This window comes from Aurantiacibacter odishensis, assembly GCF_003605195.1.
Classification (GTDB): domain Bacteria; phylum Pseudomonadota; class Alphaproteobacteria; order Sphingomonadales; family Sphingomonadaceae; genus Alteraurantiacibacter; species Alteraurantiacibacter odishensis.
Genome location: NZ_QYOS01000017.1, coordinates 79,694 through 104,355 on the forward strand (window position 1 = coordinate 79,694; position 24,662 = coordinate 104,355).

Annotated in this window: 22 protein-coding genes and 1 tRNA gene; 14 read left to right on the forward strand and 9 right to left on the reverse strand. The window is 62.8% G+C overall.

Annotation, left to right across the window (positions count from 1 at the left end; genetic code table 11):
* Window positions 1-100 precede the first annotated feature (100 nt).
* Window positions 101-1,960: an aspartate--tRNA ligase gene (gene aspS, locus D4Q51_RS01195; RefSeq protein ID WP_120075755.1), complete on the forward strand. Its 1,860-nt coding sequence runs from the start codon at window positions 101-103 to the stop codon at window positions 1,958-1,960.
* Window positions 1,961-2,024: 64 nt separating this feature from the next.
* Here aspS and D4Q51_RS01200 read toward each other — a convergent pair whose 3' ends face one another.
* Together D4Q51_RS01200 and D4Q51_RS01205 are read right to left on the reverse strand one after the other, a co-directional pair.
* Entirely contained in the window at window positions 2,025-2,459 is a 435-nt protein-coding gene (locus D4Q51_RS01200; RefSeq protein WP_120075757.1) for a ferritin-like domain-containing protein, read from the reverse strand.
* Window positions 2,460-2,557: 98 nt separating this feature from the next.
* Complete coding sequence (locus tag D4Q51_RS01205) at window positions 2,558-3,910, reverse strand: MBL fold metallo-hydrolase (protein WP_120075759.1); 1,353 nt, start codon at window positions 3,908-3,910, stop codon at window positions 2,558-2,560.
* A 146-nt stretch (window positions 3,911-4,056) separates the two neighbouring features.
* Between D4Q51_RS01205 and D4Q51_RS01210 the strand changes: the two genes are divergently transcribed.
* The 5 genes from D4Q51_RS01210 (at window position 4,057) to D4Q51_RS01230 (ending at window position 7,363) form a co-directional block, all read left to right on the forward strand.
* Window positions 4,057-4,293 (forward strand): acyl carrier protein, encoded by a 237-nt coding sequence (locus D4Q51_RS01210; protein WP_119587519.1) that lies wholly within the window; start codon window positions 4,057-4,059, stop codon window positions 4,291-4,293.
* Between the two features lie 99 nt (window positions 4,294-4,392).
* Entirely contained in the window at window positions 4,393-5,655 is a 1,263-nt protein-coding gene (gene fabF, locus D4Q51_RS01215; RefSeq protein ID WP_120075762.1) for a beta-ketoacyl-ACP synthase II, read from the forward strand.
* Window positions 5,656-5,660: 5 nt separating this feature from the next.
* Window positions 5,661-6,632: an endolytic transglycosylase MltG gene (gene mltG / locus D4Q51_RS01220; protein ID WP_120075764.1), complete on the forward strand. Its 972-nt coding sequence runs from the start codon at window positions 5,661-5,663 to the stop codon at window positions 6,630-6,632.
* On the forward strand, window positions 6,629-7,156 hold the full coding sequence (locus tag D4Q51_RS01225) for a 2'-5' RNA ligase family protein (protein WP_338068442.1): 528 nt from the start codon (window positions 6,629-6,631) through the stop codon (window positions 7,154-7,156). Before mltG ends, D4Q51_RS01225 begins: the two co-directional genes overlap by 4 nt.
* Window positions 7,157-7,286: 130 nt before the next feature.
* Window positions 7,287-7,363: transfer RNA gene (locus D4Q51_RS01230), tRNA-Met, on the forward strand.
* 35 nt (window positions 7,364-7,398) lie between these two features.
* Here the strand turns inward: D4Q51_RS01230 and D4Q51_RS01235 are convergent.
* Window positions 7,399-7,671, reverse strand: a complete 273-nt coding sequence (locus D4Q51_RS01235) for an usg protein (RefSeq protein ID WP_120075766.1) — start codon at window positions 7,669-7,671, stop codon at window positions 7,399-7,401.
* Window positions 7,672-8,079: 408 nt separating this feature from the next.
* On the opposite strand from D4Q51_RS01235, the gene groES reads away from it, so the two are divergent.
* Both groES and groL read left to right on the forward strand, forming a co-directional pair.
* Window positions 8,080-8,394: a co-chaperone GroES gene (gene groES, locus D4Q51_RS01240; protein WP_120075769.1), complete on the forward strand. Its 315-nt coding sequence runs from the start codon at window positions 8,080-8,082 to the stop codon at window positions 8,392-8,394.
* Between the two features lie 50 nt (window positions 8,395-8,444).
* Window positions 8,445-10,067, forward strand: coding sequence for a chaperonin GroEL (gene groL / locus D4Q51_RS01245; RefSeq protein WP_120075771.1), 1,623 nt, complete (start codon window positions 8,445-8,447; stop codon window positions 10,065-10,067).
* 74 nt (window positions 10,068-10,141) lie between these two features.
* Here groL and D4Q51_RS01250 read toward each other — a convergent pair whose 3' ends face one another.
* A complete protein-coding gene (locus tag D4Q51_RS01250; RefSeq protein WP_120075773.1) occupies window positions 10,142-11,956 on the reverse strand; it encodes a DEAD/DEAH box helicase in 1,815 nt (604 codons plus the stop codon).
* Window positions 11,957-12,152: 196 nt separating this feature from the next.
* Here D4Q51_RS01250 and otsB point away from each other — a divergent pair, with 196 nt between their 5' ends.
* Genes otsB through D4Q51_RS01265 form a run of 3 tightly spaced genes read left to right on the forward strand, consistent with a single transcriptional unit; the run spans window position 12,153 to window position 16,093 of the window.
* Window positions 12,153-12,887, forward strand: a complete 735-nt coding sequence (gene otsB, locus D4Q51_RS01255) for a trehalose-phosphatase (RefSeq protein ID WP_162925081.1) — start codon at window positions 12,153-12,155, stop codon at window positions 12,885-12,887.
* Window positions 12,884-14,683: a glycoside hydrolase family 15 protein gene (locus tag D4Q51_RS01260; RefSeq protein ID WP_120075777.1), complete on the forward strand. Its 1,800-nt coding sequence runs from the start codon at window positions 12,884-12,886 to the stop codon at window positions 14,681-14,683. Before otsB ends, D4Q51_RS01260 begins: the two co-directional genes overlap by 4 nt.
* Window positions 14,684-14,692: 9 nt before the next feature.
* Window positions 14,693-16,093: an alpha,alpha-trehalose-phosphate synthase (UDP-forming) gene (locus tag D4Q51_RS01265; RefSeq protein WP_120075779.1), complete on the forward strand. Its 1,401-nt coding sequence runs from the start codon at window positions 14,693-14,695 to the stop codon at window positions 16,091-16,093.
* Window positions 16,094-16,100: 7 nt separating this feature from the next.
* Here D4Q51_RS01265 and D4Q51_RS01270 read toward each other — a convergent pair whose 3' ends face one another.
* On the reverse strand, window positions 16,101-16,544 hold the full coding sequence (locus D4Q51_RS01270) for an MAPEG family protein (protein WP_120075781.1): 444 nt from the start codon (window positions 16,542-16,544) through the stop codon (window positions 16,101-16,103).
* 79 nt (window positions 16,545-16,623) lie between these two features.
* Window positions 16,624-17,598, reverse strand: coding sequence for a threonine ammonia-lyase (locus tag D4Q51_RS01275; RefSeq protein WP_120075783.1), 975 nt, complete (start codon window positions 17,596-17,598; stop codon window positions 16,624-16,626).
* Between the two features lie 124 nt (window positions 17,599-17,722).
* Here D4Q51_RS01275 and D4Q51_RS01280 point away from each other — a divergent pair, with 124 nt between their 5' ends.
* Window positions 17,723-18,778, forward strand: coding sequence for a 1,9-bis(guanidino)-5-aza-nonane synthase (locus D4Q51_RS01280; protein WP_120075786.1), 1,056 nt, complete (start codon window positions 17,723-17,725; stop codon window positions 18,776-18,778).
* Window positions 18,779-18,820: 42 nt separating this feature from the next.
* Here D4Q51_RS01280 and D4Q51_RS01285 read toward each other — a convergent pair whose 3' ends face one another.
* On the reverse strand, window positions 18,821-19,759 hold the full coding sequence (locus D4Q51_RS01285; RefSeq protein ID WP_120075788.1) for a DUF3137 domain-containing protein: 939 nt from the start codon (window positions 19,757-19,759) through the stop codon (window positions 18,821-18,823).
* 89 nt (window positions 19,760-19,848) lie between these two features.
* Between D4Q51_RS01285 and D4Q51_RS01290 the strand changes: the two genes are divergently transcribed.
* Both D4Q51_RS01290 and D4Q51_RS01295 read left to right on the forward strand, forming a co-directional pair.
* A complete protein-coding gene (locus D4Q51_RS01290) occupies window positions 19,849-20,406 on the forward strand; it encodes a LemA family protein (protein ID WP_120075791.1) in 558 nt (185 codons plus the stop codon).
* A 137-nt stretch (window positions 20,407-20,543) separates the two neighbouring features.
* The gene (locus D4Q51_RS01295) at window positions 20,544-21,749 is read left to right on the forward strand and encodes a type III PLP-dependent enzyme (protein WP_120075793.1); all 1,206 of its coding nucleotides are present in this window, start codon (window positions 20,544-20,546) and stop codon (window positions 21,747-21,749) included.
* 30 nt (window positions 21,750-21,779) lie between these two features.
* Here the strand turns inward: D4Q51_RS01295 and D4Q51_RS01300 are convergent, their stop codons facing one another.
* Both D4Q51_RS01300 and D4Q51_RS01305 read right to left on the reverse strand, forming a co-directional pair.
* Complete coding sequence (locus D4Q51_RS01300; RefSeq protein WP_162925082.1) at window positions 21,780-22,319, reverse strand: hypothetical protein; 540 nt, start codon at window positions 22,317-22,319, stop codon at window positions 21,780-21,782.
* An 81-nt stretch (window positions 22,320-22,400) separates the two neighbouring features.
* Entirely contained in the window at window positions 22,401-24,566 is a 2,166-nt protein-coding gene (locus tag D4Q51_RS01305) for a putative bifunctional diguanylate cyclase/phosphodiesterase (protein ID WP_120075798.1), read from the reverse strand.
* Window positions 24,567-24,662 lie beyond the last annotated feature (96 nt).

Consider the following 24,662-nt stretch of genomic DNA (forward strand, 5'->3'; position numbering starts at 1 on the left):
CCCTGCTTCGCCTGTTAGCGCGCGCTTGATATACGGCTAAGTCGCCGCGCATCGCCCGCGCGCCCTTAGCGCCATAACCTGCGAAATGAAAAGAGTCCTCATGCACGCCTATCGTACCCACAACTGTGCAGCCCTTACCAAGGCCGACGTCGGCCAGACCGTCCGCCTGTCCGGCTGGATCCACCGCAAGCGTGACCACGGCGGCGTCCTGTTCGTGGACCTGCGCGACCATTACGGCATCACGCAGGTGGTGGCGGACGAGGACAGCCCTGCGCTGGAACTGCTCGATTCGCTGAAGCTGGAAAGCGTCATCACCATCGACGGCGAAGTGAAGGCGCGCGACGCGGCGGCGGTGAACCCGAACCTGCCGACCGGCGAGATCGAGGTCTTCGCCCGCGAAGTGACCGTGCAGAGCCACGCGAACGAACTGCCGCTGATCGTGAACTCGGCAGAGGATTACCCCGAGGATACGCGCCTCAAGTACCGCTTCATCGATCTGCGGCGCGAACGGGTTCACAACAACATCATGCTGCGCAACCGGGTGATTACCTCGCTGCGCCGCCGCATGACGGACCAGGGCTTTTCCGAGTTTCAGACGCCGATCCTTGGTGCTTCCAGCCCCGAGGGCGCTCGTGACTATCTAGTGCCCAGCCGCCTGCATCCCGGCCGTTTCTATGCGCTGCCGCAGGCGCCGCAGATGTTCAAGCAGCTGCTGATGGTGGCCGGTTTCGACCGTTACTTCCAGATTGCCCCGTGCTTCCGTGACGAAGACCTGCGCGCCGACCGTTCGCCGGAATTCTACCAGCTCGACTTCGAGATGAGCTTCGTGACGCAGGAAGACGTGTTCAACGCCATCGAGCCGGTGCTGGCCGGCGTGTTCGAGGAATTCGGCGAGGGCAAGAGCGTGACCCCTGCGGGCGAATTCCCGCGCATTCCCTATGCCGAATCGATGCTGAAATACGGCACCGACAAGCCCGACCTGCGTAATCCGATCATCATTTCCGATGTCTCGCACCACTTCGAGAAGTCGGGCTTCGGCATTTTCGAGAAGATCGTGGGTGGCGGCGGCATCGTGCGTGCCATCCCGGCGCCCAACACCAACGAGAAGAGCCGCAAGTTCTTCGACGAGATGAACGACTGGGCGCGCAAGGAAGGCTTCTCCGGCCTCGGCTATGTCACCCGTAAGCAGGGCGAGTTTGGCGGCCCCATCGCCAAGAACCACGGCCCCGAGGAAATGGCCAGGCTATATGACGAGCTGGGCCTTGGCGAGAACGACGGCCTGTTCTTCGCAGCAGGCAAGGCCAAAGACGCCGTGAAGCTGGCCGGTGCCGCGCGCACCCGTGTGGGCGAGCAGCTGGAGCTGATCGAGCAGGGCTGCTTCAAGTTCTGCTGGATCGTCGATTTCCCGATGTTCGAATGGGACGAGGAGCTGAAGAAGGTCGACTTCAGCCACAACCCGTTCTCCATGCCGCAGGGCGAGATGGACGCGCTGGAAAACCAGGACCCGCTGGAAATCAAGGCGTGGCAGTACGACATCGTCTGCAACGGCTACGAACTGTCGAGCGGCGCCATCCGTAACCACCGTCCGGACATCATGTACAAGGCGTTCGAGATCGCCGGTTACACGCAGGCCGATGTGGACGCGAATTTCGGTGGCATGATCGAGGCGTTCAAGCTGGGCGCACCACCGCACGGCGGCTCCGCACCGGGCATTGACCGCATCGTCATGCTGCTGGCGGACGAGCCGAACATCCGCGAAGTGATCGCCTTCCCGCTGAACCAGCGCGCGCAGGACCTGATGATGGGCGCGCCCAGCGTGGTGAGTGCGCGGCAGCTTCGCGACGTGCACATCCGCCTGTCGGGCGACGCGCTGGAAGCGCAGAAATCCGCCAGCGGGGCCGAGGCAACCGACATGAACAGCAATGCGGCGAAGAACGACATTCCGCCGCAGGAAGGCTGATCGATAAGGAAAGGGCGCGGCTCCCATCGGAACCGCGCCCTTCATTTGTCCAAGCTTCGATCGATCAGCCCATCTGGTTGTCGATCATGTCACCGAAACGCTCGCCCTCGCTGATCTCGGCGTAGCACTGTTCGATCACGGCACGCGACTGCGGGTCGAGATCGTCGTCGTCCAGCGCGCTCTGGAACTTGCCCTTCAGGTAGTCCTCGCCTTCCTCGACGCGCTCGGCGGCCGCTTCGTCGCCGCTTTCGAAGGCGTCGGCAATGCTCATCCACGTGCGGTGCGCGGCGCCTGTCACCGTGCCCTTCGTCACGAGTTCACCGCCTTGGCGCTGGATTTCCGAATTGAGCTTGGCGACCGTCTGTTCGCGCTGTTCGCGGCGGCGATTGAGGGCATCTTTCAGGTGCGGGCTGTTCGCCTTCTCGGCGGCCTTGCGATAGCCCTCCACCGAATCGAACGCGGTGTCGGTCAGGGTTTTGAGTACGGAATTGGCAGACATCGAACTTTCCTTCCTTATCAGTTTGATATCTGTGCAACGCGCAGGATGCCGCTAACTTTCCTGCGTTCTGGCGCTGGTGCAGGCCGTTCCGGCGCGTTTCAGGATTGCGCGGCTTTCCACGCGCCCATCGAACCCAGGTAGACGTCGACCTTGCTGAAGCCCTTGCTGGCGAGCCAGCTCGCGGCAACGGTGGCCCGCATCCCGCTGGCGCACATCAGGGTGTAGCTTTCCAAGGGGTCGAGGTCCTGCCACTGTTCGTTGAGGTGCCCGGCGTAGATATGGCGGGAGCCGTCGATCTTCGCTCCCTCCCGCTCGTCCGCCGCGCGCACGTCGATCAGGGTCCAGCCCGCCTGTTTCTGCTCCAGCCGTCGGCGCACTTCGTCGGTCTTGATCATCGGCACCTGGCCCAGATCGCGCCCCTGTGCGGCCGCCGGGATCACGCCGGTGTAGCCGCCGACGATATTGTCCAGCCCGATACGCACGAAATGCTGCGCCGCTGTCGCCATTGCGGACTGGTCTGCTGCGACCAGAGCGATGCTCTCGCCCTCGGCAATGAACCACCCGGCAAAGGCGGGGATCATGCCGACGGGAATGCAGTAGCTGCCGGGCAAATGGCCCGCGCACCACGCGCCGGGCTCGCGAATGTCGATCACGTGGTTCGCATCCGCGCTTTCGAATTGGTCCAGCGTCAGTGCCCTTGGCTGCATGACGCGGGGCGGGGCACTGCCGCCTTCGAGGTTCAGCCGCTCCATCAGTCGGAAGTAGGGCGGCTGGTAGTGAACCTCCGCCAACTTGGCCTCGATGAAGGCTTCCCGATCAGCCAGTTGCAGTGGCGGATTGTTCGCGCGTTCGTGCCCAATCGTGGAAAACTCGCGCTCAGCCATGCCCGATCCGCAGACCGAGCCTGCACCGTGCGCGGGGTAGAGAATGGTCTGGTCGCCAAGGCTGAGCAGTTTTTGCAGGCTATCATAAAGCAGGCCGGCGACTTCGCGGGCACGGTCCGGGTAGAAATCGGTGCGGCCAACATCGCCGACGAACAGCGCGTCTCCGGTGAATACGCCCACAGGCCCATCGGGATAGGCACTGTCGTGCAGCACGTAGGAGAGGCTGTCGTCGGTGTGGCCGGGCGTTTCCAGCACCTCGATCCTGAGCTGGCCGATCTCGAACCTGTCGCCCTCGCGCGCCGTTTCGGCGTAAGATACCTCGCCATCGGCGTTGGGGCCGTGCAGCACTTTCGCTCCGGTCCACTCGGCAAGGATTGGGGCGCCCGAGACGAGGTCCTCGTTGCGGTGCGTTTCGAAGATGTGGGTGATGGTGAGGCCCTCGGCGCGCGCCTTTTCCACGTAGATCTCGCAGTCGCGGCGCGGGTCTATCACGGCAGCCTGGCTACCGGAGCCGACGAGATAGGAAAGGTGCGAAAGGCCGGGCGTCTTGATTTTTTCGAGCAGCATGTCGACCTAACGCGGCACGGCGACCGATGGTTTCCTGCCGCGAGGCGCGAAATCGGGGAAATCCGGCACGTCCCGGCACTTGCTTTGCCCGCCGCCGTTCATTAGGGCGAAATCATTATTCGAAACCCCAAAGTGAGAGGGATTACATGAGCGATATCGCTGCACGCGTTAAGAAGATCGTTGTCGAGCATCTCGGCGTCGAGGAAGACAAGGTGACTCCGGACGCCAGCTTCATCGATGACCTTGGCGCCGACAGCCTCGACATCGTCGAGCTGGTCATGGCCTTTGAGGAAGAGTTCGGCGTGGAAATCCCGGACGATGCTGCCGAGAAGATCAACACGGTCGGCGACGCCAACAAGTACATCGAAGAACACACTTCGTAAGCGACCACTGGCCTCGTTCGCGAATGGTCTCCCCGGACGCGGACGGGGTTGGAAGGCTCGGCCCGAAAGGCTGGGCCTTTCTTGATTGGAGAGAAGAATATGCGGCGTGTCGTCGTAACCGGACTTGGCCTTGTTACCCCGCTGGGCGGTGATGTCGAAACCACCTGGAAGAACCTGCTCGCCAGCGAAAGCGGGATCGCCACGATCACCCGCTTCGATACCGAGGGGCAGAAGTGCACCATCGCGGGCGAGGTGAAGCCTGCCGATCACAAGTGGGGCTTCGACCCGAACAAGCGCGTGGACGGCAAGGTGCAGCGCCAGGTCGATCCGTTCATCGTCTACGGCATCGATGCCGCGGGTCAGGCTCTGGAAGACGCCGGCCTTACGGACATGGACGAAGAGACGAAGCTGCGCGCAGGCTGCTCCATCGGTTCGGGTATCGGCGGGCTGCCGGGCATCGAACTCGAATCGGTCAATCTGCATGAGCGCGGTCCTGGCCGCGTTTCCCCGCACTTCGTACACGGTCGCCTGATCAACTTGATCAGCGGGCAGGTGAGCATCAAGTATGGCCTGATGGGCCCGAACCACGCGGTGGTGACGGCATGTTCGACCGGCGCGCACTCGATCGGCGATGCAGCGCGCATGATCAAGGATGACGATGCCGACATCATGCTGGCGGGCGGTGCGGAAAGCACGATCAACCCGCTCGGCGTTGCAGGCTTCGCCCAGGCGCGTGCGCTCAATTGCTCCATGAACGATCGCCCGACCGAGGCGAGCCGCCCTTACGACAAGGACCGCGACGGCTTCGTGATGGGCGAAGGCGCTGGCGTCGTCGTGCTGGAGGAATACGAGCACGCCAAGGCGCGCGGCGCGAAGATCTATGCCGAAGTCGTGGGCTATGGCCTCTCCGGCGATGCCTACCACGTCACCGCGCCGCACCCGGAAGGCAAGGGCGCGGAAAACGCGATGCGCATGGCGATCCGTAAGTCGGGTCTCGATGCGTCGGATATCGACTACGTCAATGCGCACGGCACCTCGACCATGGCCGACACCATTGAACTGGCCGCGGTAAAGCGCGTGCTGGGCGACGATCTCGGCGGTGCCAGCATGAGCAGCACCAAGAGCGCCATCGGCCACCTGCTGGGCGGCGCGGGCGCGGTGGAAAGCATCTTCTGCATCCTCGCCATGCGCGACCAGATCGTTCCGCCCACGCTGAACCTGCACAATCCGGATGACGGCACCGAGGGCGCGGACCTCGTTCCGCTCACCGCGAAAAAGCGGGAAGTGAACGCGGTGCTCAACAACAGTTTCGGCTTTGGTGGCACCAACGCCTCGCTGGTGATGAAGCGCGTCGAGGACTGATCGAAATGAAAAAGCTGCTGGCGGCGGTTGTCGCGCTGGGGATCCTGGCGGTCTTGGCCGTCGGCGGCTGGTTCGCGCTTGGCTGGTATGGCGGCGCGGAAGTGGAAGAAGAGACGGCTTTCATCGTCCCTTCCGGTGCCACGCTCACTTCCGTTGCGGGCAAGCTGGAGGAGGAGGGCCTGATCGCCTCTGCCGACGGTTTCCTGCTGCGCGCGAAGGTGCTGGGCAGCGGCGATCCGATCAAGGCAGGCGAATTCCTGCTGACGCCCGGCATAAGCAACGCGGGCATTCTCGACCATCTCCAGCACGGCGAGGTGATCCGCCGCTTCGTCACGATCCCCGAAGGCACCCCTTCGGCGATCGTGCACGACATTCTGATGGCGGAACCCCTGCTGGTGGGCGAGATCCCGGTGCCCGAGGAGGGTAGCGTCCTTCCCGAAAGCTACGATTTCGAACGCGGAGAGGAGCGGGTAGCCGTTCTCGCCCGGATGCAGCGCGCGATGGACGAGACTATTGCCGAGCTATGGCCGAAACGCTCGGATCGCACGGTGGCGAACACCCCGGAGGAAGCGGTGACGCTGGCCTCGATCGTGGAAAAGGAGACGGGCGTGCCGGAAGAGCGGCGCATGGTCGCCGGACTCTACTCCAACCGCATCCGACAGGGTATCTTCCTGCAGGCGGACCCGACGATCATCTACCCGATCACGCGCGGGCGTCCGCTAGGCCGTCGCATCCGCCAGTCCGAAATCGCCGATATCAACGACTACAACACCTACCAGATGGCAGGCCTGCCTGCCGGGCCGATCACCAATCCGGGCCGCGCCAGTATCGAGGCCGTGCTCAATCCGGCGGAGACCGATGCGATCTTCATGGTGGCGGACGGCAGCGGCGGACACGAATTCAACGATACGCTGCAGGAGCACAATGAAGCGGTAGAGCGCTGGTTTGCCCTGCGCCGCGAACGGGGCGAGATGTGAGCGCGGACGGTCCCGCTCCGCTGATCGTCACCGCAGAAATGCCGCCGGACCTGTTCAGCTGGGCGAACCAGCTGAGGCAGGAGCATTTCCCGCCCGAACGCAATTACCTGAAAGCCCACGTCACGCTGTTCCACGCTCTGCCGCCCAGTTGCGAAAGCGAGCTTCGCGATTGCCTGAAGGAGCTGGTGCGCGACAACCCACCGGTGCCCGCGCGCCTCGTCGGAGTGATGAAGCTGGGGAAGGGCACCGCGCTGCAACTGGAAAGTCCGCAGATGATCCACTTGTGGCGACAGATGGCGGACCGTTTCCACGGCCTGCTGACCCCGCAGGACGAGCACAAGCCGCGCCTGCATGTCACCGTGCAGAACAAGGTGAGCATCGAGGAAGCGAAAGCTCTCCAGGCCGATCTCGCGCCGCGCGTCGAACCACGCGACTTCGTCTTCACCGGCCTTGCCTATCACTACTATCGCGGCGGCCCATGGGAAGCGGCAGGCAAGTTTGCCTTCCGCGGGGCAAAGCGTTGATGATCGAGGTTGCAGCGGCGTATCCGAGCTGATTTGCGCAAGCGCAAATTGGCAGGTTGACCGCAAGCAAAAGCGGACCTAAATGCGCGCCTCGCCTGCCGCCCGTTCGGCGCTCGCAGGCCAGCCGGATGGCGGAGTAGCTCAGGTGGTTAGAGCAGCGGAATCATAATCCGCGTGTCGGGGGTTCGAGTCCCTCCTCCGCTACCATCCTCATGGATTTGCAGCCGTCGCCTGCGATCCCTTTATTCCTTCCACGATATCACCTCGTCGACCGATCGCCACTCCGCCGGCCCGATCAGCTTGTCGTGCGCAATGCGGACAGACTGGATCTCTGCCTCGATCTCGCGTCGCCAGTGGTCGAGGAAATCGAACAGCACGGGAAAATCCGGCGCGGCATCGTATTCCTGCCAGGCGAACAATTGCAGCAGCGAAGGGTGGTCGGGCAGGTAATAGCAGATTTCGGCAGTGGTCAGTCCATAGCCGTCTAGCTGGGCGATGAAAGCGCGGTCTGTCATCGCCTGGCGTTGCCATTCTCGCATGGCCGGGGCCGGTCCGTCCGGCGCTCCCGTTCCCACGAGGCTAACAGCGCGCGGGCAACTTCCGGCTCATAGGCCGGGCCTGCCGGGTCGAAGGGATGAAGATAGCGGGAGAAGGGCTGCGACATCACGTGGTCCTCCTTTCGGTCTTCGATGCCTGCTCCATATCGTCTGACGAGACGGACGAATTTTGAGTCAGGACAACGATCTCGTCAAGCCGAAACGGAAGCGGGACCTGTCGCCGGTTGGCACTCGCCATAGAGAGTGCCAAAAAATTTTCAGAGACCTCTTGAAGCCGATTTTTTTTCCGCCCATTTTTCTCCCGTCTCCTGCTGGATAACCCGGAGGAGACACCATTGACATATCGCTTATTGATGGAGGTTATCTATGAATTTCCGTCCTTTGCACGACCGCGTGCTGGTTCGCCGTATCGAGGCGGAGGAAAAGACCGCTGGCGGCATCATCATACCTGACAGTGCCAAGGAAAAGCCGATGGAGGGCGAAGTCGTCTCCGTGGGCGCCGGCAACCGCGACGATTCCGGCAAGCTGGTCGAACTGGCCGTGAAGGCCGGGGACCGCGTGCTGTTCGGCAAGTGGTCAGGCACTGAAGTGCGCATCGAGGGCGAGGATCTGCTCATCATGAAGGAGAGCGACATCCTCGGCATCATCGAGGCGAGCGCCGAACTGAAGAAGGCTGCGTAAAACACGCGAGCCCGATCAATCCCAACCAATCTTGAAAGGAGCAGGCCACAATGGCTGCCAAGGAAGTAAAATTTGCGTCGGATGCGCGTGATCGCATGCTCCGCGGCGTGGATACGCTTGCGAATGCGGTCAAGGTTACTCTGGGGCCCAAGGGTCGCAACGTGGTGATCGAGAAGAGCTTCGGCGCGCCGCGCATCACCAAGGACGGCGTCACCGTCGCCAAGGAAATCGAGCTGAAGGACAAGTTCGAGAACATGGGCGCGCAGATGCTGCGCGAAGTCGCCAGCAAGCAGAACGACAAGGCCGGCGACGGCACTACCACCGCCACCGTGCTGGCGCAGGCCATCGTGCGCGAGGGTGCGAAGGCGGTTGCTGCGGGCATGAACCCGATGGACCTGAAGCGCGGTATCGACCTCGCCGTCGGCGCCGTGGTGAAGGACCTCGAGGCCCACGCCAAGGAAGTGTCGGCCAACAGCGAGATCGCGCAGGTCGCCACCATCTCGGCCAACGGCGATGCCGAGGTGGGCCGCATCCTCGCAGAAGCGATGGAGAAGGTCGGCAATGAAGGCGTGATCACGGTGGAGGAGGCCAAGAGCCTCGAAACCGAGCTGGAAACGGTCGAGGGCATGCAGTTCGACCGTGGCTATCTCTCGCCCTACTTCGTCACCAATGCCGAGAAGCTGAAAGTGGAACTGGAGGATCCCTACATCCTCATCCACGAGAAGAAGCTGTCGAACCTGCAGGCCCTGCTGCCCGTGCTGGAGCAGGTGGTGCAGTCGAACCGTCCGCTGCTGATTATCGCCGAAGATGTGGAAGGCGAGGCGCTGGCCACCCTCGTGGTGAACCGCCTGCGTGGCGGTCTGAAGGTCGCGGCCGTGAAAGCCCCGGGCTTTGGCGATCGGCGCAAGGCCATGCTGAATGATATCGCCATCCTGACGGCGGGCAATGTCATCAGCGAGGAACTGGGCACCAAGCTGGAGAACGTCGCGCTCTCCATGCTCGGCAGCGCCAAGAAGGTCATCATCGACAAGGATAACACCACCATCGTCGATGGTGCGGGTAACCGCGAGGACATCGATGCCCGCGTCGCCCAGATCCGCGCGCAGATCGAGACGACCACCAGCGATTACGACCGCGAGAAGTTGCAGGAACGCGTTGCCAAGCTGGCGGGCGGGGTCGCCGTGATCCGCGTGGGCGGCGCGACCGAGGTCGAGGTGAAGGAGCGCAAGGACCGCGTGGACGATGCCCTGCACGCCACCCGTGCCGCGGTGGAGGAAGGCATCCTCCCCGGCGGCGGTATCGCGCTGCTGCGCTCGCTCAAGGCACTGGAAGGCCTCACAGCCGCCAACGACGACCAGCAGTCGGGCATCGACATCGTACGCCGCGCCCTGCGCGCGCCTGCCCGCCAGATCGCCGACAATGCCGGTGAAGACGGTGCTTTCATCGTCGGCAAGCTGCTGGAGGGCGATGACTACAACCATGGCTTCAACGCCGCTACGGGCGTCTACGAAGACCTGGTGAAGTCCGGCGTGATCGACCCGGCCAAGGTCGTGCGCACGGCGCTGCAGGACGCTGCTTCCGTCGCTTCGCTGCTCATCACCACCGAAGCGCTTGTGGCCGAACTGCCGAAGCAGGAGAGTGCATCGCCCTCAATGCCGGCGATGGACTTTTAACGGCGACCATATCTCCTGGAAGCCGGACAGGCGCGTTCGCAAGAACGCGCCTGTTTTTTTGCTTTGGCGATCCTTTAGCTGCGCTTGCCCTTGGCTGAGGGCTTCTGGCCGCGGTGCGGCTTGGCCGGCTTTCCTGCCGGACGACGCTTCTTGTCCTTGTTGCCGAAGCCATCCTTGCCCTTGGGGGCCTTTCCAAAAGCAGGCTTTGCCTTCACGCGCGGCCCGGCGGCGTTGTCGCGGCCCATGCGGCCCTTGCGATTGCCGCGGGCCACTTCGCGCGGTCCGGTGTCCGAGCGTTCGATATGCACCGGCTCCTCGTCGCCGTCGGCCTGGGCTGAGCGCGCGGCGGCATCGGCGAACTTGTCGGCGATCGGGCGCGGGATCTGGAAGAACGTCTCTTCAGGGCCGATCCGGATCGCGCCGATCTCGTTGCGGGTGATGTGCCCGCGGCGGCACAGCAGCGGCAGGATCCAGCGCGGGTCCGCGTTCTGGCGGCGGCCAAGGTCCATGCGGAACCACACCGTGTCCTCGAAGCCGGGGCGGTGACGCTCCTTCTGCGCTTCGCGGCGGGCTTCGGGCGTGTTGGCGATCAGGTCTTCCGGCTCCGGCATGGAGGCGCGGTGCGCCTGCACCAGCATGGCAGCGATTTCTTCCGGCGAACGCTCGTCTAGCAGACGCTGGGCAAGTTCGCGGTCGCCGTCATCGACTTCGACAGGCTGCAACAGCTTTTCCATCAGCCGATCACGGTCCTTTGCCTTGATCGCATCCCTGTCCGGCGTGTCGATCCAATCCGCGCTGACTTTGGCGTGGCGCAGCATCGATTCGACGCGCTTGCGCCGCGAGAACGGCACGATCAGCACCGCGGTGCCCTTCTTGCCTGCGCGTCCGGTGCGGCCCGAGCGGTGTTGCAGGGTCTCCGCATCGCGCGGAATTTCCACGTGGATGACGAGGCTGAGCGAGGGCAGGTCGATGCCGCGCGCGGCCACGTCCGTTGCCACGCAAACGCGGGCGCGGCGATCCCGCAAGGCCTGCAAGGCCTGGTTGCGTTCGGATTGCGAATGTTCGCCGGACAGCGCGACGACGGCAAAGCCACGCTCCTGCAAGGTCGCGTGCAGGTGGCGCACCTTCTCGCGCGTGGCGCAGAAAAGGATGGCCGTGTCCGCCTCGTGATAGCGCAGCAGGTTGACCACCGCGTTCTCGATTTCGGGTGGAGAGACCGTCACCGCCTGGTAGGCGATGTCGCCATGCCCGCGGCTGTCGTTGATCGTTGCGATGCGCAGCGCGTCGCGCTGGTAGCGGCGGGCCAATGCCTCTATGGGCTTGGGCATGGTGGCGGAAAACAGCAGCGTGCGGCGCGTTTCCGGCGTCGCGTCGAGGATTTCCTCCAGTTCTTCGCGAAAGCCCATGTCGAGCATTTCGTCGGCTTCATCCAGCACCACGGCGCGCAGGCCCGAAAGGTCGAGCGCGCCGCGTTCGAGATGATCGCGCAGGCGGCCCGGCGTGCCGACCACGATGTTCGCGCCGCCGCGCAGCGCCTTGCGCTCCGCCTGCGGGTTCATGCCACCGACACAGGTGGCGATATGGCCGCCTGCCTTGGCGTAGAGCCAGCCCAGTTCGCGGCTCACCTGCAACGCCAGTTCACGGGTAGGCGCGATGACGAGGGCGAGCGGGCCTTGCGCGTAATCGAAGCGATCCCCGTCACCCAGCAGTTCGGCTGCCATGGCGAGGCCGAAGGCAATCGTCTTGCCGGAGCCGGTCTGCGCGGAAACGACCAGGTCGCGGCCCGCAGCTTGCTCTTGCAGCACTTCGGCTTGCACCTGTGTGGCTGTCTCGTATCCGCGCTCTGCAAGGGCGGCCTCGAGGCTGGAGGGTAGGGGCGGGAAATTCATGGGCTGGGCCTGTCAAATAGGATGGGACGCTGCCTCGCTGGAAAGCGGCGTTGTTAGCGAAGTTTTATGGAGCGGAGGCGCGATGGTTCTGCGCGTTTGGCGCCCCATAGGCGCATTTTCGCCGTTTGGCTTGCGAAAAAGCACGGCGGTCGTCGCAGCCTTGTATTGTCATACCTTGTCGCTAGACCGGGCGGCGATGACTTCGCTGCCTCCTCCGCCAAGCCTTCCCGACCTCGAGGCCGAAGGGCCGGTCGCGCTTTTCCTCGATTTCGACGGCACTCTCGTGGACCTGGCGCCCACGCCGGACGGCATCGAAGTCCCGGAACACTTGGCGCGCAGCCTGCACCGCCTGGCCGAGCAGTTCGACGGGCGGGTGGCGCTGGTAAGCGGCCGGGCGATCGTCGACCTCGAAAAGCATCTCGGCGCTATCGGGATGGCCTGCGCCGGTTCGCACGGCAGCGACTGTCGGGGGGCGGACGGCGTGAACATCGGCGAGATTCCCGACGGCCTGCCGCCGAAACTGCTGTCCGAAGTGGCCGAGTTTGCGGAGAAAAACGGCTTCGCGCTGGAAGACAAGCCGCACGGCGCGGCGCTGCATTATCGTTCCGATCCGTCTCTGGAGGAAAAGGGCCTCGCTTTCGCGACGCGGGTTGCAGAGGACGGCGATCTCGACATCAAGCGCGGGAAGTGCGTGATCGAACTTGTGGGACGCGGGGCCAACAAGGGTTCGGCCCTGCGCGCCTTCATGGAGAAGGAGCCGTTTGCAGGCGCTCGCCCCGTCTTTGTAGGCGACGATATCACCGACGAGGACGGGATGCGTGCCGCGACCGATTTGGGCGGTTACGGCGTAATCGTGGGGGACCGCGAGCCGACCTGCGCCAAATACGGCCTTGCAAGCCCTGCTGCAGTGCACCATTGGTTAGGGCTGTGACAGCATATCAAAGCAATCTCGACCTCTGGCCGATCGGCAACTGCCAGGTTTCCGGCCTTATCGACAACCGCGGTGGAATAGTCTGGGGCTGCGTTCCCAGGGTCGACGGCGACCCCACTTTCTGCGCTCTGCTGAACGGCGAATCGCAGGACGTTGGCGTCTGGCGGTTCGAACTGGAAGGCCAGTGCAGCGCGCACCAGGAATATATCCGCAATACGCCGATCCTCGTCACTCGTCTCGAATCCGAAGACGGCAGCGTGGTGGAAGTTCTGGATTTCTGCCCGCGTTTCGAACGCTCCGCCCGGATGTATCGCCCCGTCGCCTTTGCACGCATCGTGCGACCCATCGCGGGTAATCCGCGCATCAAGGTCGTGCTGAAGCCGATGAAGAACTACGGCGCCGAAGTGGCCGATACCACCAGCGGGACCAACCATATTCGCTACCTGACGCAGGGGCAGGCGCTGCGCCTCTCCACCGATGCGGCGGTGGGTTATATCCAGGACAAGCGCACCTTCCGCGTCGAGGAGGACACGCACTTCTTCCTTGGGCCGGACGAGCCTTTCGTCGGCAACCTGCGCGAACAGGTGCGCCGGATGGAACAGTCAACGCGCAGCTACTGGCAGAACTGGTCGCGCAGCCTGGCGACTCCGTTCGAATGGCAGCAGGAGGTGATCCGCGCCGCGATCACGCTGAAGCTGTGCCAGCACGAGGAAACGGGCGCGATTGTCGCCGCGCTCACCACCTCGATTCCGGAGGCTCCGAATAGCGAGCGCAACTGGGACTATCGCTACTGCTGGATTCGCGATTCCTATTACACCGTGCAGGCGCTGAACCGCCTGGGCGCGCTGGACGTGCTGGAGAAATACCTCGGCTACCTGCGCAATATCGTGGATTCGGCGAAGGGCGGGCAGATCCAGCCGCTCTATTCCGTCATGGGCGTCGCCGAACTGAACGAGACGACGGCGAGTTGGCTCGCAGGCTATCGCGGCATGGGGCCGGTGCGTGTGGGCAATGCGGCCTACAAGCAGATCCAGCACGATTGCTATGGCCAGATCGTGCTGCCGACGGTGCAGGGCTTTCTCGACAAGCGCCTGCTACGGATGGCCGACGACCGCGATTTCGAGAGCCTGGAGCAGGTGGGCGAAATGGCGTGGAAGATGCACGACCAGCCCGACGCAGGCCTGTGGGAATTCCGCACCCGGCAGGAAGTGCACACCTATTCCGCCGTGATGAGCTGGGCCGCGTGCGACCGTCTTGCCACGGCTGCCCACTATCTCGGCAAGGACGACCGCGAGACATTCTGGCGCGAGCGCGCGAACAAGATTGCCGCCACGATCGAGGCGAAGGCCTGGAAGGAGAACGGGGAGGGCGGCCACTACGGTGCCAGCTTTGAAAGCGACTACCTTGATGCAAGCCTGCTGCAATTGCTGGAACTGCGCTTCATCGATCCCGACGATGGCAAGTTCCTCTCGACCTTCGAAATGATCGAGCGCGACCTGCGGCGCGGCGAACACATGTTGCGTTATGCGGCGGAGGACGATTTCGGCGCGCCCGAAACAGCGTTCAACATCTGCACCTTCTGGCTGATCGAGGCGCTGGCCCTGATGGACCGCAAGGAAGAGGCGCGTACCCTCTTCTGCACCATGCTGGACCATCGCACAGGGTCGGGCCTACTGTCCGAGGACATGGACTTCGAAACCGGAGAACTGTGGGGGAACTTCCCGCAAACCTATTCCTTGGTTGGTATAATCAACTGCGCCTCGCTGTTGTCGAAAAGCTGGAACACTGTTCGCTAGGAGGCTGAAATGCCACGTCTTGTTGTCATCTCGAACCGCGTCGCCGTACCCAAGGCCCGCGGGGTCGCAGGGGCGCAGGGCGGGCTTGCCGGTGCGCTCAATTCCGCGCTGAAAACCAACGGCGGTATATGGTTCGGCTGGTCCGGGCAGGAGATCGAGGAGTTTACAGGCTCCATCAATTACGTCCGCTCCGCCGAGGGCGTGACGACGGCCACGATCGATCTCGAGCATCAGGATATCGAGGAGTATTATAACGGCTACGCCAATTCCACGCTGTGGCCGCTGTTTCACTACCGTATCGACCTGACCAAGTACGAACGCGAATTCGGCAAGGGCTACGAGCGGGTGAACGAGCGCTTTGCGGAAAGCGCGCTGCCGCTGATCGACGAGGGCGACCTCGTCTGGGTGCACGACTATCACCTGATGCCGCTGGGCGAACGCCTGCGCTCCATGGGTGTGAAGAACCGCATGGGCTTTTTCCTGCACACCCCGTGGCCGCCGACCAACCTGTTCGTGTCGCTGCCCTATCACGAGCGGCTGGTGAAGGCCTTGCTTCACTACGACCTTCTCGGCTTCCAGTGCGACACCTGGCTCGACAGTTTCATGCACTATTGCTGGAAGGAATTGGGGGCCGAGGTCGATTACGAGACGGGCGAGATCACGCTGGACGGCCGCACCACGGTCGCCCGCGCATATCCCATCGGCATCGACTACGAATTCTTCACCAGCAAGGGCGAGACCGGAGAGGCGCGCCAGGCCGGGCAGCGCCTTCTCTCATCCACCCGCCATCGTACGGCGATGATCGGGGTAGACCGGCTGGACTATTCGAAGGGCCTGCCCGAGCGTCTGGACGGCATATCCCGCTTCTTCGACCGTTATCCGGAGCGGGTGCGCGACCTCGTATTCATCCAGATCGCCCCGCCGAGCCGGGAGGACATCGGCAGTTACCAGGAAATCCGCACCACGCTGGAGCAGAAGGCCGGCCAGATCAACGGCGCGCGTTCGGATGTGGACGTGGTGCCTGTGCGCTACGTCAACAAGGGCTATCCGCAGGAAGAGCTGTTCGGCTTCTATCGCGCGGCCAAGATCGCCCTTGTCACGCCGCTGCGTGACGGAATGAACCTCGTCGCCAAGGAATACGTCGCGGCGCAGGACCCGGAAGACCCCGGCGTGCTCATCCTCTCTCGTTTCGCCGGTGCCGCGCAGCAACTGGATTGTGACGGAGAGGGGGCCTTGATGGTTAATCCCCATAGTTCGGACGATATCGCTCACAACATCCGGATTGCGCTCGACATGTCGCTGGAGGAGCGCAAGGCGCGCTACGAGAAGCTGATCGTTACCGTGCGCGAGGAGAACGTGCAGCGCTGGACGGACAATTTCATCACCGACCTGGCGCAGGACGCGGCCTGACGCACCCTTAAAGCGTCAAGACAAGAGCGCGCACGCCGAGGTAGGCCAGCGCCAGCGTGGACAGCAGGAACAGTGTGAAACGCACGGGCAGCGTGTTTACCAGCGATTGCCACAGTGAATGGACGATCCGCAGGCCGGTGTAGATCCACGCGGCGATTACCGTGTCCTGCGAGCCGCCTGCAATCGCCAGGATGGCGACGACTGCATAGAATAGCGTCGGCTGCTCCATCAGGTGCGTGTAATTGTGCGCTTTCCAGTTCACTTCGTCCGGGATGCGGCCTTCCAGGTCCTGCCCACGTGCGCCGGGCTTCGCTTTGCCCAGACCAGCGCCGCCTCCCCCAGTCTTGCCCATCTTCGCCATGGCCGGAAACCGGGTGAGGGCCATCCACACCAGCATGATGATCGACCACACGATCAGGACCGCGGCGGGCGCGAGTATCTGGGTATTCATGGCAAAGGCTCTCCCGTTGAATGGGCGTGAGCCTGCTTGCCGCCAGTTAGATTGTCAATTGAAACGTATTTTGAGTCGCTCAGCCCTCGGCGATAGTTCGCGCAAACTCCTGCGGGTCGACATTGCCGCCGGAAAGAATGATCGCGGTCGTGCCATTCAGCTCGGTTTTTCCCGTCAGGGCAGCGGCCAGAGCCACTGCGCCGCCGGGCTCCAGCACCAGTCGCAGGTTGGCAAATGCGAAACGTTGCGCATCACGCACCTCCTCTTCGGTTACGCGCAAACCGTATTCGCAGCGCTCCTTCAGGACGCCGAAATTGATCGGGCTTGTCTGGAATGTCTGCAAGGCGTCGCAGGCGGTCGGCGGCGGGCTGCTGCCGACGGACTGGATTTTGCCGGTTTCCAACGAACGGCAAACATCGTCCCATCCTTCCGGCTCCACCGGCACCACGAGCGCATCGGGGCAGGCAAGGGCGAGACCCGCGGACAGGCCACCGCCGCCGCAGCAGGCGAGGATGCGGGTGGGGGCGGGCGCGCCTTGCGCGGCGAGCTGATCAAGAATTTCGATCCCGGCGCTACCCTGACCTTCGATCACCCACGGATCGGCAAAGGCATGGGCATAGGTCGCGCCTTTCTCTTCGGCGAGGTTCTGCGCGATCTCCTCGCGGTTTTCGGTCATGCGGTCATAGGTGACGACACTCGCGCCCAGTTCCTTCGTGCGCGCCAGTTTTATCGGTGGGGCGTCCTGCGGCATCACGATGGTCGCCTCGATCCCCAGACGCCGCGCCGCCCATGCTATACCTTGAGCGTGATTCCCGCTGGATACGGCGACGACGCCGCGTGCCCGCTCTGCCTCGCCAAGCGCGGTAAGCCGGTGCCACGCCCCGCGAATCTTGAACGCGCCGATGGGTTGCAGGCACTCTGCCTTCACCCACACCTGCGCCCCGCCGATCTCAAGCGGAATCAAGGGGGTGGGGGGCAGGATCGCAGCCATCTTGGCCGCGGCTTCCAGAACCCCTTCGCGGGTGGGTGATCTTTGTGGCTGTGCTTCGCTCATGGGCGCGTTATTACGGCTTTACCAAAGCCGCGCCAGCACCTAATGGCGCGCGCCGCTTCACTGCGGAACCCACGCACCTTATCCCCCGTTGTTCCGGGGAATGCGGACAGGAGAATTTGAAAGAATGGCCGACAGCAAGATCAACGATACGCGCAAGAAGGAACTGCTTTCCACCGAGGTCGAGCATATCGACATCACCAGTTTCGATGCCCGTCCGATCATCGATTCGATGAAGAAGATGAGCTTCACCAGCCGCGATCTTGCCAACGCCACGGGCATCTACAACCAGATGCTGGCCGACAAGGACTGCACGATCTTCCTCGTCATCGCCGGTTCCACCAGCGCGGGCGGCTGCATGGATGCCTATGCCGAACTGGTCCGTTCCAACATGGTGGACTGCGTGGTGGCGACGGGCGCGACCATCGTTGACATGGATTTCTTCGAGGGGCTCGGCCACAAGCACTACCAGGCGCTGGAAGTGCCCGACGACGATACGCTGCGCTCGCTCTATATTGACCGTATCTACGACACCTACATCGACGAAGAAGCGCTCCAGGACTGCGACTTCACGATCAACGAGATCGCCAACTCGCTGGAACACCGCGGCTATTCCAGCCGCGAGTTCATCCGCGAGATGGGCAAGTATCTCTGTGAACACGGTAAGAAGGAAAACAGCCTCGTCAAGCTCGCCTACGAGCACGACGTGCCGATCTTCTGCCCCGCCTTCGTGGATAGCTCCGCCGGATTCGGCCTCGTGAAGCACCAGGTCGACCAGATGGCGAAGGGCGAGGGCTACATGATGCTCGACGCCATCGCCGATTTCCGCGAGCTGACCCAGATCAAGATCGAAGCTGGCGAATCTGGCCTGCTGATGGTGGGTGGCGGCGTGCCCAAGAACTTCATCCAGGACACCGTCGTCTGCGCAGAAATTCTCGGCCACGAGGACGTATCGGTGCACAAATACGCGGTGCAGATCACCGTGGCCGACGTGCGCGACGGCGCATGCTCTTCCTCTACGCTTCAGGAAGCGGCCAGCTGGGGCAAGGTCAACACCGGAATCGAGCAGATGGTGTTCGCGGAAGCCGGTTCGGTCATCCCGCTGCTGGCGAGCGATGCCTACCACCGCGAACACTGGAAGAACCGCGACAAGCGCCGCTGGGCCAAACTGTTCGACAAGTAAGGCTCTTCGCCAAATCGTTACGCGAATTGAGAGGCGGGGCGCTTAGCGCTCCGCCTCGTTCAGTTGGGCGCACAGGTCTGCCATCGCCATGAACTGGTTGACGCAGGTCTCCACCATTTCGCGGTCGCGGTTGTGATCGAGATGGCCGCTTTCGAACATGTCGCCGCTTTTCAGCACGATAGTAAGCTCGCCGTCCTTGAACAGCGTCTTGATGTCCTTCCCTCGGAAGGCGTTCTCCAGCGCGATCAGCCGCTCGATGTAAGCGGGGTGGACGAGGTAACGCGCCTCGGTCTGGTCGCTGGTGAAGACCGTGAAGGCATCCTCGAAATCGGGGTGCACCATGTCGGCTTTCTGCAAGATTTGCCCGCCGACTTTCAGCGTGTCCTTCTCTCCGAAGAACAACAGCTTGGTGTGGCGGCCTGCCCGCTCGACAAGCGTGGTGCCGTGGAACTGGCGCGCGAAGCCTATGGTGATTACGGGGCCGCGAAATACCGTGACCCAGCGCCGGTTCTTGCCGCTGCCGCGTTGTTCCTCAAGATGCGCCTCGTGTAACGAGAAAGGCTTTCCGGCCATCTCGCCCCACCACAGGTCCTCGAATTTCGCGCGGTCGTGGCTGGGAAACATCTTGTGGGTTTTTGCGCGAAGGAACCCGTGCCCCTCGTGGCAATCGTGCCGGTAATCCAGCCCCAGCGCCTGCGCGATCGCGGCGTTGATGCCCGACTTGGTCTGTTTCTTCGCCTTGTTGACGGGAATCCGGCTCCACCACCATGCCCCCATGGCAATCAGCGCGGAGATGAAGAACCTGAAATCGCCAAGCGGGGAAAACCAGACGAAGCCAAGTATCGGCAGGGCTATCGCCGCGCAGATTACGAAGCGACCGCGAGTGCTTTCCCTGGCTACTTCCCGAACGGTGACTTGCCGTTGCAGGAATTGCCCAAGTTCGCCCTCCATCAGGGCGTCCACATCGGGCCGCTCGATCATTCATTCCCCCCTTACGGTGCCAATAATCGTTGCCTTCGCCAGCCTTCATGGCACACATTTATTTAACAAGGGTAGGCTAGGGGGAACACATGGAACTGATTATCTTGCTCGCCGTGATCGTGCTGCTGCTGCTCGTGCTGGTCGGTATCTACAACCGCTTGGTCGGACTGCGGCAGAACGTGAAGCAGGGCGCGGCCGATATCGATGCGCAGTTGCGCCAGCGGCACGACCTCATCCCCAACCTGGTGAACACCGTGAAGGGCTATGCCGGGCACGAGCAGGAGACGCTGGAACAGGTGATCGCCGCGCGCAACACCGCGGCGCAGGGGACGATAAACTCGGCTGACGAGGCGCAGCTGCGCATTGCGCTGGATCGGGTGTTGGCCCTGGGCGAAGCCTATCCGGATCTGAAGGCGAGTGCCAACTTCCAGGAGTTGCAGAGCGAACTTGCCGATGTCGAGGACAAGCTGGCGGCATCGCGCCGTGCGCTGAACGCGGCCGTTTCGCGCTACAATACCGCGCGGGAAACTTTCCCGGCGGTGATGTTCGCGGGCGCGATGGGTTTCGAACCTGCTGATTTCCACCAGCTCGACGACAGTGAAAAAGGCATTGTGGATCAAGTGCCAAACGTTCAATTCCAAGGCTGACAGGCTGCCGCGGAACGGTCCGTCCGAATTCACTTGCAATTCACCCTATCGGGCTTAAATGCGCGGCTCCGCTGCCCCAAGGGATTCCCACCGCAAGGCAGCTTTATGTCGAATTCGTCGTTAGGGGGTCCCTTGAATTGCTCCAATATCCTGATGCCAAGGCTGTAGTCCGCGCCCTCGAGCCGGACGAACCCGTGACACTTCTGCGTCCGCACGCAGCATCGCGCGCGGCCCGATTCTTCACCGAGAAGTTTCCGGGCAAGGCGATGTATGCCGTGAAGGCGAATCCTTCTCCAGACCTGATCCGCATCCTGTGGGACGCGGGCGTGACGCATTACGACGTCGCCTCCATCGCCGAAGTGCGCATGGTGCGCGATGCACTGCCCGATGCCACGCTGTGCTTCATGCACCCGGTGAAGACCAAGCGCGCCATTCGCGAAGCTTATTTCGAACACGGCGTGAAGACCTACAGCCTCGATACGCTGGAGGAACTCACCAAGGTCGTCGAAGCGACCACTGCCGAAGATGGCGCGCCTGCCAAGGACCTGAACCTGCTGGTGCGCCTGCGCGTTTCCTCGGAGCATTCCGAGCTTTCGCTGGCCGCCAAGTTCGGCGTGGACCTGGTGGATGCCGCGCCCCTGCTGCAGGCCACCCGCCAGCATTGCGATGCGCTGGGCATCTGTTTCCATGTGGGCAGCCAGGCGATGACGCCGTTCGCCTACGTGCAGGCGCTGGAGCGCGTGCGCGCTGCGATCGTGGAAGCTGCGGTTACCGTGGACATCATCGATGTCGGCGGCGGTTTCCCCAGCGTCTATCCGGATCTCGATCCGCCTGCGCTGGAAGACTACTTCCAACTGATCCACCAGCACTTCGAGGCGCTGCCGATTTCCTATTCGGCAGAGCTTTGGGCGGAACCGGGCCGGGCGCTGTGCGCGGAGTATTCGTCCATCATCGTGAAAGTGGAAAAGCGCCGCGGTGACGAGCTTTACATCAACGACGGCGCCTATGGCGCGCTGTTCGATGCAGCCCACGTCGCCTGGCGTTTCCCCGTGGTGGCGCTGGAGGACGACCTGCTGAAGCCGCTCGCCGAATTCTCGTTCTACGGCCCCACCTGCGACGATGCGGATTTCATGAAGGGTCCCTTCATGCTGCCCGAGGATATCCAGGCCGGCGACTATATCGAGATCGGTATGCTGGGTGCCTACGGCGCTGCCATGAAGACGAATTTCAACGGCTTCGGCGCTACCGAGGCGGTTCACGTTGCGGACGAGCCGATGTTCAGCCTCTACCGCGGCGATCGCCCCGATCCGCGCAGCAGTGACAACGTGGTGAGCCTGCGCTGATAACGAGCGCAGGCGCGTTCATGGGTGCTATCAGTCGAACATGCTGACCCCGCGCGACTCCCGCTCGGTCGAACGGTGCAGGATGCCTTCCGATGGCAGTTCCGGCTTGAAGGCGTTGTGGCACCCTTCGCAATTCTCGATCAGCCGGTCGCCAATGGCGCGCCAGGCCTCCACGTCGGTCGACTGCGCCTCGGCGAGGGGCAGGGCATCCTGTCCGATGAGAGTGAGCTGGTCTGACCATTCCTGCCATGATTCCTCGGCGGTCCATTGAGCGTCGAACTCACCGCCGCCTGGGACCTTCATCACCTGTCCGCCCAGGATCATGTCGTAGGTAGCGCTGCGAACGAGGTCCCAGTCCAGTTCGTCTTGCGGCAGGTCCCCGTTGCCGACTGTCCAGATGTAGTCCGCCGAATTGTCTATCAGGCCGACCATCGTTGCGTTGATGCTCACGGGCAATTCCGTGAGCGCAGGGCCCGAAGGTACCGTGTTCTCGGCTACTGGCGCGCCCTCGTTGCACGAAACCAGCGCGAGAGCCGTCATCGTCAGTCCGGAGTAAAGGTGGATACGCATAATCATCTCCCGTTCCGCGACCTCGGGAGAGAATGTCGGCGATGTTACGAAGCAGTGCCTTGATGCACGTCAAGCAGCGCCTCAATTCCTTGTGACTGTCACCTGCATGAACTGTGGCTGGCTCTTCTGTCCATCGCCTCCCAGCATGGAGCTGGGGTAGTTGCCGGGCGGTAGCGAGGTAAGCGGCATGCCTGCCGCTGCCAGGGCATAGGGCGACACGCGGTGGCGGGTGCAAAGGCCGCCTGAGCCATCGTTGATGAGCGGTGTTTCGAATTCGACGCCGATGGTGGCATCCATGCTGCGACGCACCTCGCATACCACAAGCTGGCCGCCACCAAGGTCCAGAACCAGGCCGGTGCCGACGGGCACGCCGACAAGGCCTTCGATCCGGCTGCCGGTCTTGCTCAGGTCCCGCATCACGGCTTCGTAGCGGTGATCCTCGTGGATCACGCCGATACGGCGAAACACGCTGCGGCGTTCGGGGCGATAGGTGTCCGGCCCGCTGGGCTCGATCTTGTATCCACCGCTGGCGATCTCGGCGAGAATATCCCCCTGCGGGCGGGCCTTGGAGTAGATCCAGCCCTGGATATATTTCGCGCCCTTCTCGCAAACGAGGTTGAACTGGTCGAAAGCTTCCACGCCTTCCACCGTCACATCCATGCCCAGCGCATCGGACAGACCGATGATTGCGGAAATGATCTTGGCGCTGTTCTGGTCTTTCTGCGTGCAACTATCGACGAAGCTCTTGTCCACCTTCAGCTTGTCGAACGGGGCGGAGCGCAGGTAGCTGAGCGACGAGTAGCCGGTGCCGAAATCGTCGAGCGCGAGGCGAACGCCCAACCGCTTGAGCGCAGTGAAGGTCTTTTCCGTGGCTTCGAGGTCGCCGACGAAGACCGTCTCGGTCAGTTCCAGCTCCAGCCGGTCCGGATCGATACCGGTTTCGGCCAGTGCTTGCGTCACGATGGTGACGAAGCCCTTGTTGGCGAACTGCTTGGCGGAGACGTTCACGGCCACGCGCACGTTCTCGGGCCAGGCCATCGCGTCTTCGCAGGCGCGGCGCAGGGCCCACTCGCCCAGTCGGTTTATGAGGTCTGAGTCCTCGGCAACCGGAATGAAATGGTTTGGCGGGATGTTGCCCTTCTCGGGGTGCTCCCAGCGCATCAACGCCTCGAAGCCGACTATGGTGTTGTCGAGCGTGCTTACTACGGGCTGGTAATGCAGCTTGAGATGGTTCTTCTCCATCGCTTCGCGCATGTCGTCCAGCATGATCTGGCGTTCCTGCTCGACGTCTTTCAGCTCGGCCGAATAAAAGCGATACATGCCGCGGCCGCCGTTCTTAGCGGCATAGAGCGCGAGGTCGGCAGAGCGGGTCAGTTCATCGCGCTCCAGGCCATCGTAGGGAGCGATGGAGATGCCGACAGAGCAGCCGATGATCGCACGTTTTCCTTCAACCTGATACGGAGAGGCGAGCATCTGGATGATCTTGTCGGCCAGTTCTCCCAGTTCTCCGCGATCGTCCATGTCCGGCAGGATGACCTGGAATTCATCACCGCCCAGGCGCCCGATCTCGCCGCGGTTGGCGATGACGGCGCGCAGGCGGTCTCCTACCTGGCGCAACAGATCATCGCCTGCCGGGTGGCCCATGGTGTCATTGACGTACTTGAACTTGTCGAGATCGAGCAGCATCAGCGCGCAGGCGCGTTTTGCGGACTTGTAGGCGGCGAGGGTGGAATCGAGCCGCCGGTCCATCCGGTGGCGATTGGCAAGACCCGTGAGAGCGTCGAATTCGGCCATGCGCGAATCTTCCAGCTTGCGCTGGAACGCGACGGTAATGTCCTTGGCGCTGCCACGATAACCCTGGAACGAACCGTCCGGGCCCATCTTGGGGTGTCCGGAAAGCGACCACCAGCGCGGCTTGTCGGTCTTTCCCACGAAGCGCACGACGAGATCGGTCAGTTTGTTGCGGGCGGAAAGCTGGAAATTGAGCGGTCGGTCGGATTTCTCGTCGGGATTGTCACGGTCGATCTCGAACAGGGTCGGCAGCGGCTCGCCCAGCAATTCGTCGGCATCGCGGCCTAGGCAATCAATGGCCTTTTCGGAAAGGTAAATCAGGCGGCCTTCGGCGTCGCTGGCCCAGATCCAGCCGATGCCTGCCTGCTCGAAGTCATCGAGCACTTCGCGGCGCAGGGCATCGTTACCCTTGCTCCGGCCACCGGCAAAACCTTTGAGAAGGCTCGAAACCGCCATGTTGCTCCATCACCCAAGAACTGCGGGTCGATAGTCTGACCCGGCATCAGCTTTGGCGAACAATGGTTAACATGGCGCTAAATCTCGCGGGCATCC

Coding starts and splice junctions, on each gene's coding strand:
- aspS (WP_120075755.1), top strand. CDS start 101: ATGCACGCCTATCGTACCCACAACTGTGCAGCCCTTACCAAGGCCGAC.
- D4Q51_RS01200 (WP_120075757.1), bottom strand. CDS start 2,459: ATGTCTGCCAATTCCGTACTCAAAACCCTGACCGACACCGCGTTCGAT.
- D4Q51_RS01205 (WP_120075759.1), bottom strand. CDS start 3,910: ATGCTGCTCGAAAAAATCAAGACGCCCGGCCTTTCGCACCTTTCCTAT.
- D4Q51_RS01210 (WP_119587519.1), top strand. CDS start 4,057: ATGAGCGATATCGCTGCACGCGTTAAGAAGATCGTTGTCGAGCATCTC.
- fabF (WP_120075762.1), top strand. CDS start 4,393: ATGCGGCGTGTCGTCGTAACCGGACTTGGCCTTGTTACCCCGCTGGGC.
- mltG (WP_120075764.1), top strand. CDS start 5,661: ATGAAAAAGCTGCTGGCGGCGGTTGTCGCGCTGGGGATCCTGGCGGTC.
- D4Q51_RS01235 (WP_120075766.1), bottom strand. CDS start 7,671: ATGACAGACCGCGCTTTCATCGCCCAGCTAGACGGCTATGGACTGACC.
- groES (WP_120075769.1), top strand. CDS start 8,080: ATGAATTTCCGTCCTTTGCACGACCGCGTGCTGGTTCGCCGTATCGAG.
- groL (WP_120075771.1), top strand. CDS start 8,445: ATGGCTGCCAAGGAAGTAAAATTTGCGTCGGATGCGCGTGATCGCATG.
- D4Q51_RS01250 (WP_120075773.1), bottom strand. CDS start 11,956: ATGAATTTCCCGCCCCTACCCTCCAGCCTCGAGGCCGCCCTTGCAGAG.
- otsB (WP_162925081.1), top strand. CDS start 12,153: ATGACTTCGCTGCCTCCTCCGCCAAGCCTTCCCGACCTCGAGGCCGAA.
- D4Q51_RS01265 (WP_120075779.1), top strand. CDS start 14,693: ATGCCACGTCTTGTTGTCATCTCGAACCGCGTCGCCGTACCCAAGGCC.
- D4Q51_RS01270 (WP_120075781.1), bottom strand. CDS start 16,544: ATGAATACCCAGATACTCGCGCCCGCCGCGGTCCTGATCGTGTGGTCG.
- D4Q51_RS01275 (WP_120075783.1), bottom strand. CDS start 17,598: ATGAGCGAAGCACAGCCACAAAGATCACCCACCCGCGAAGGGGTTCTG.
- D4Q51_RS01280 (WP_120075786.1), top strand. CDS start 17,723: ATGGCCGACAGCAAGATCAACGATACGCGCAAGAAGGAACTGCTTTCC.
- D4Q51_RS01285 (WP_120075788.1), bottom strand. CDS start 19,759: ATGATCGAGCGGCCCGATGTGGACGCCCTGATGGAGGGCGAACTTGGG.
- D4Q51_RS01290 (WP_120075791.1), top strand. CDS start 19,849: ATGGAACTGATTATCTTGCTCGCCGTGATCGTGCTGCTGCTGCTCGTG.
- D4Q51_RS01300 (WP_162925082.1), bottom strand. CDS start 22,319: ATGCGTATCCACCTTTACTCCGGACTGACGATGACGGCTCTCGCGCTG.
- D4Q51_RS01305 (WP_120075798.1), bottom strand. CDS start 24,566: ATGGCGGTTTCGAGCCTTCTCAAAGGTTTTGCCGGTGGCCGGAGCAAG.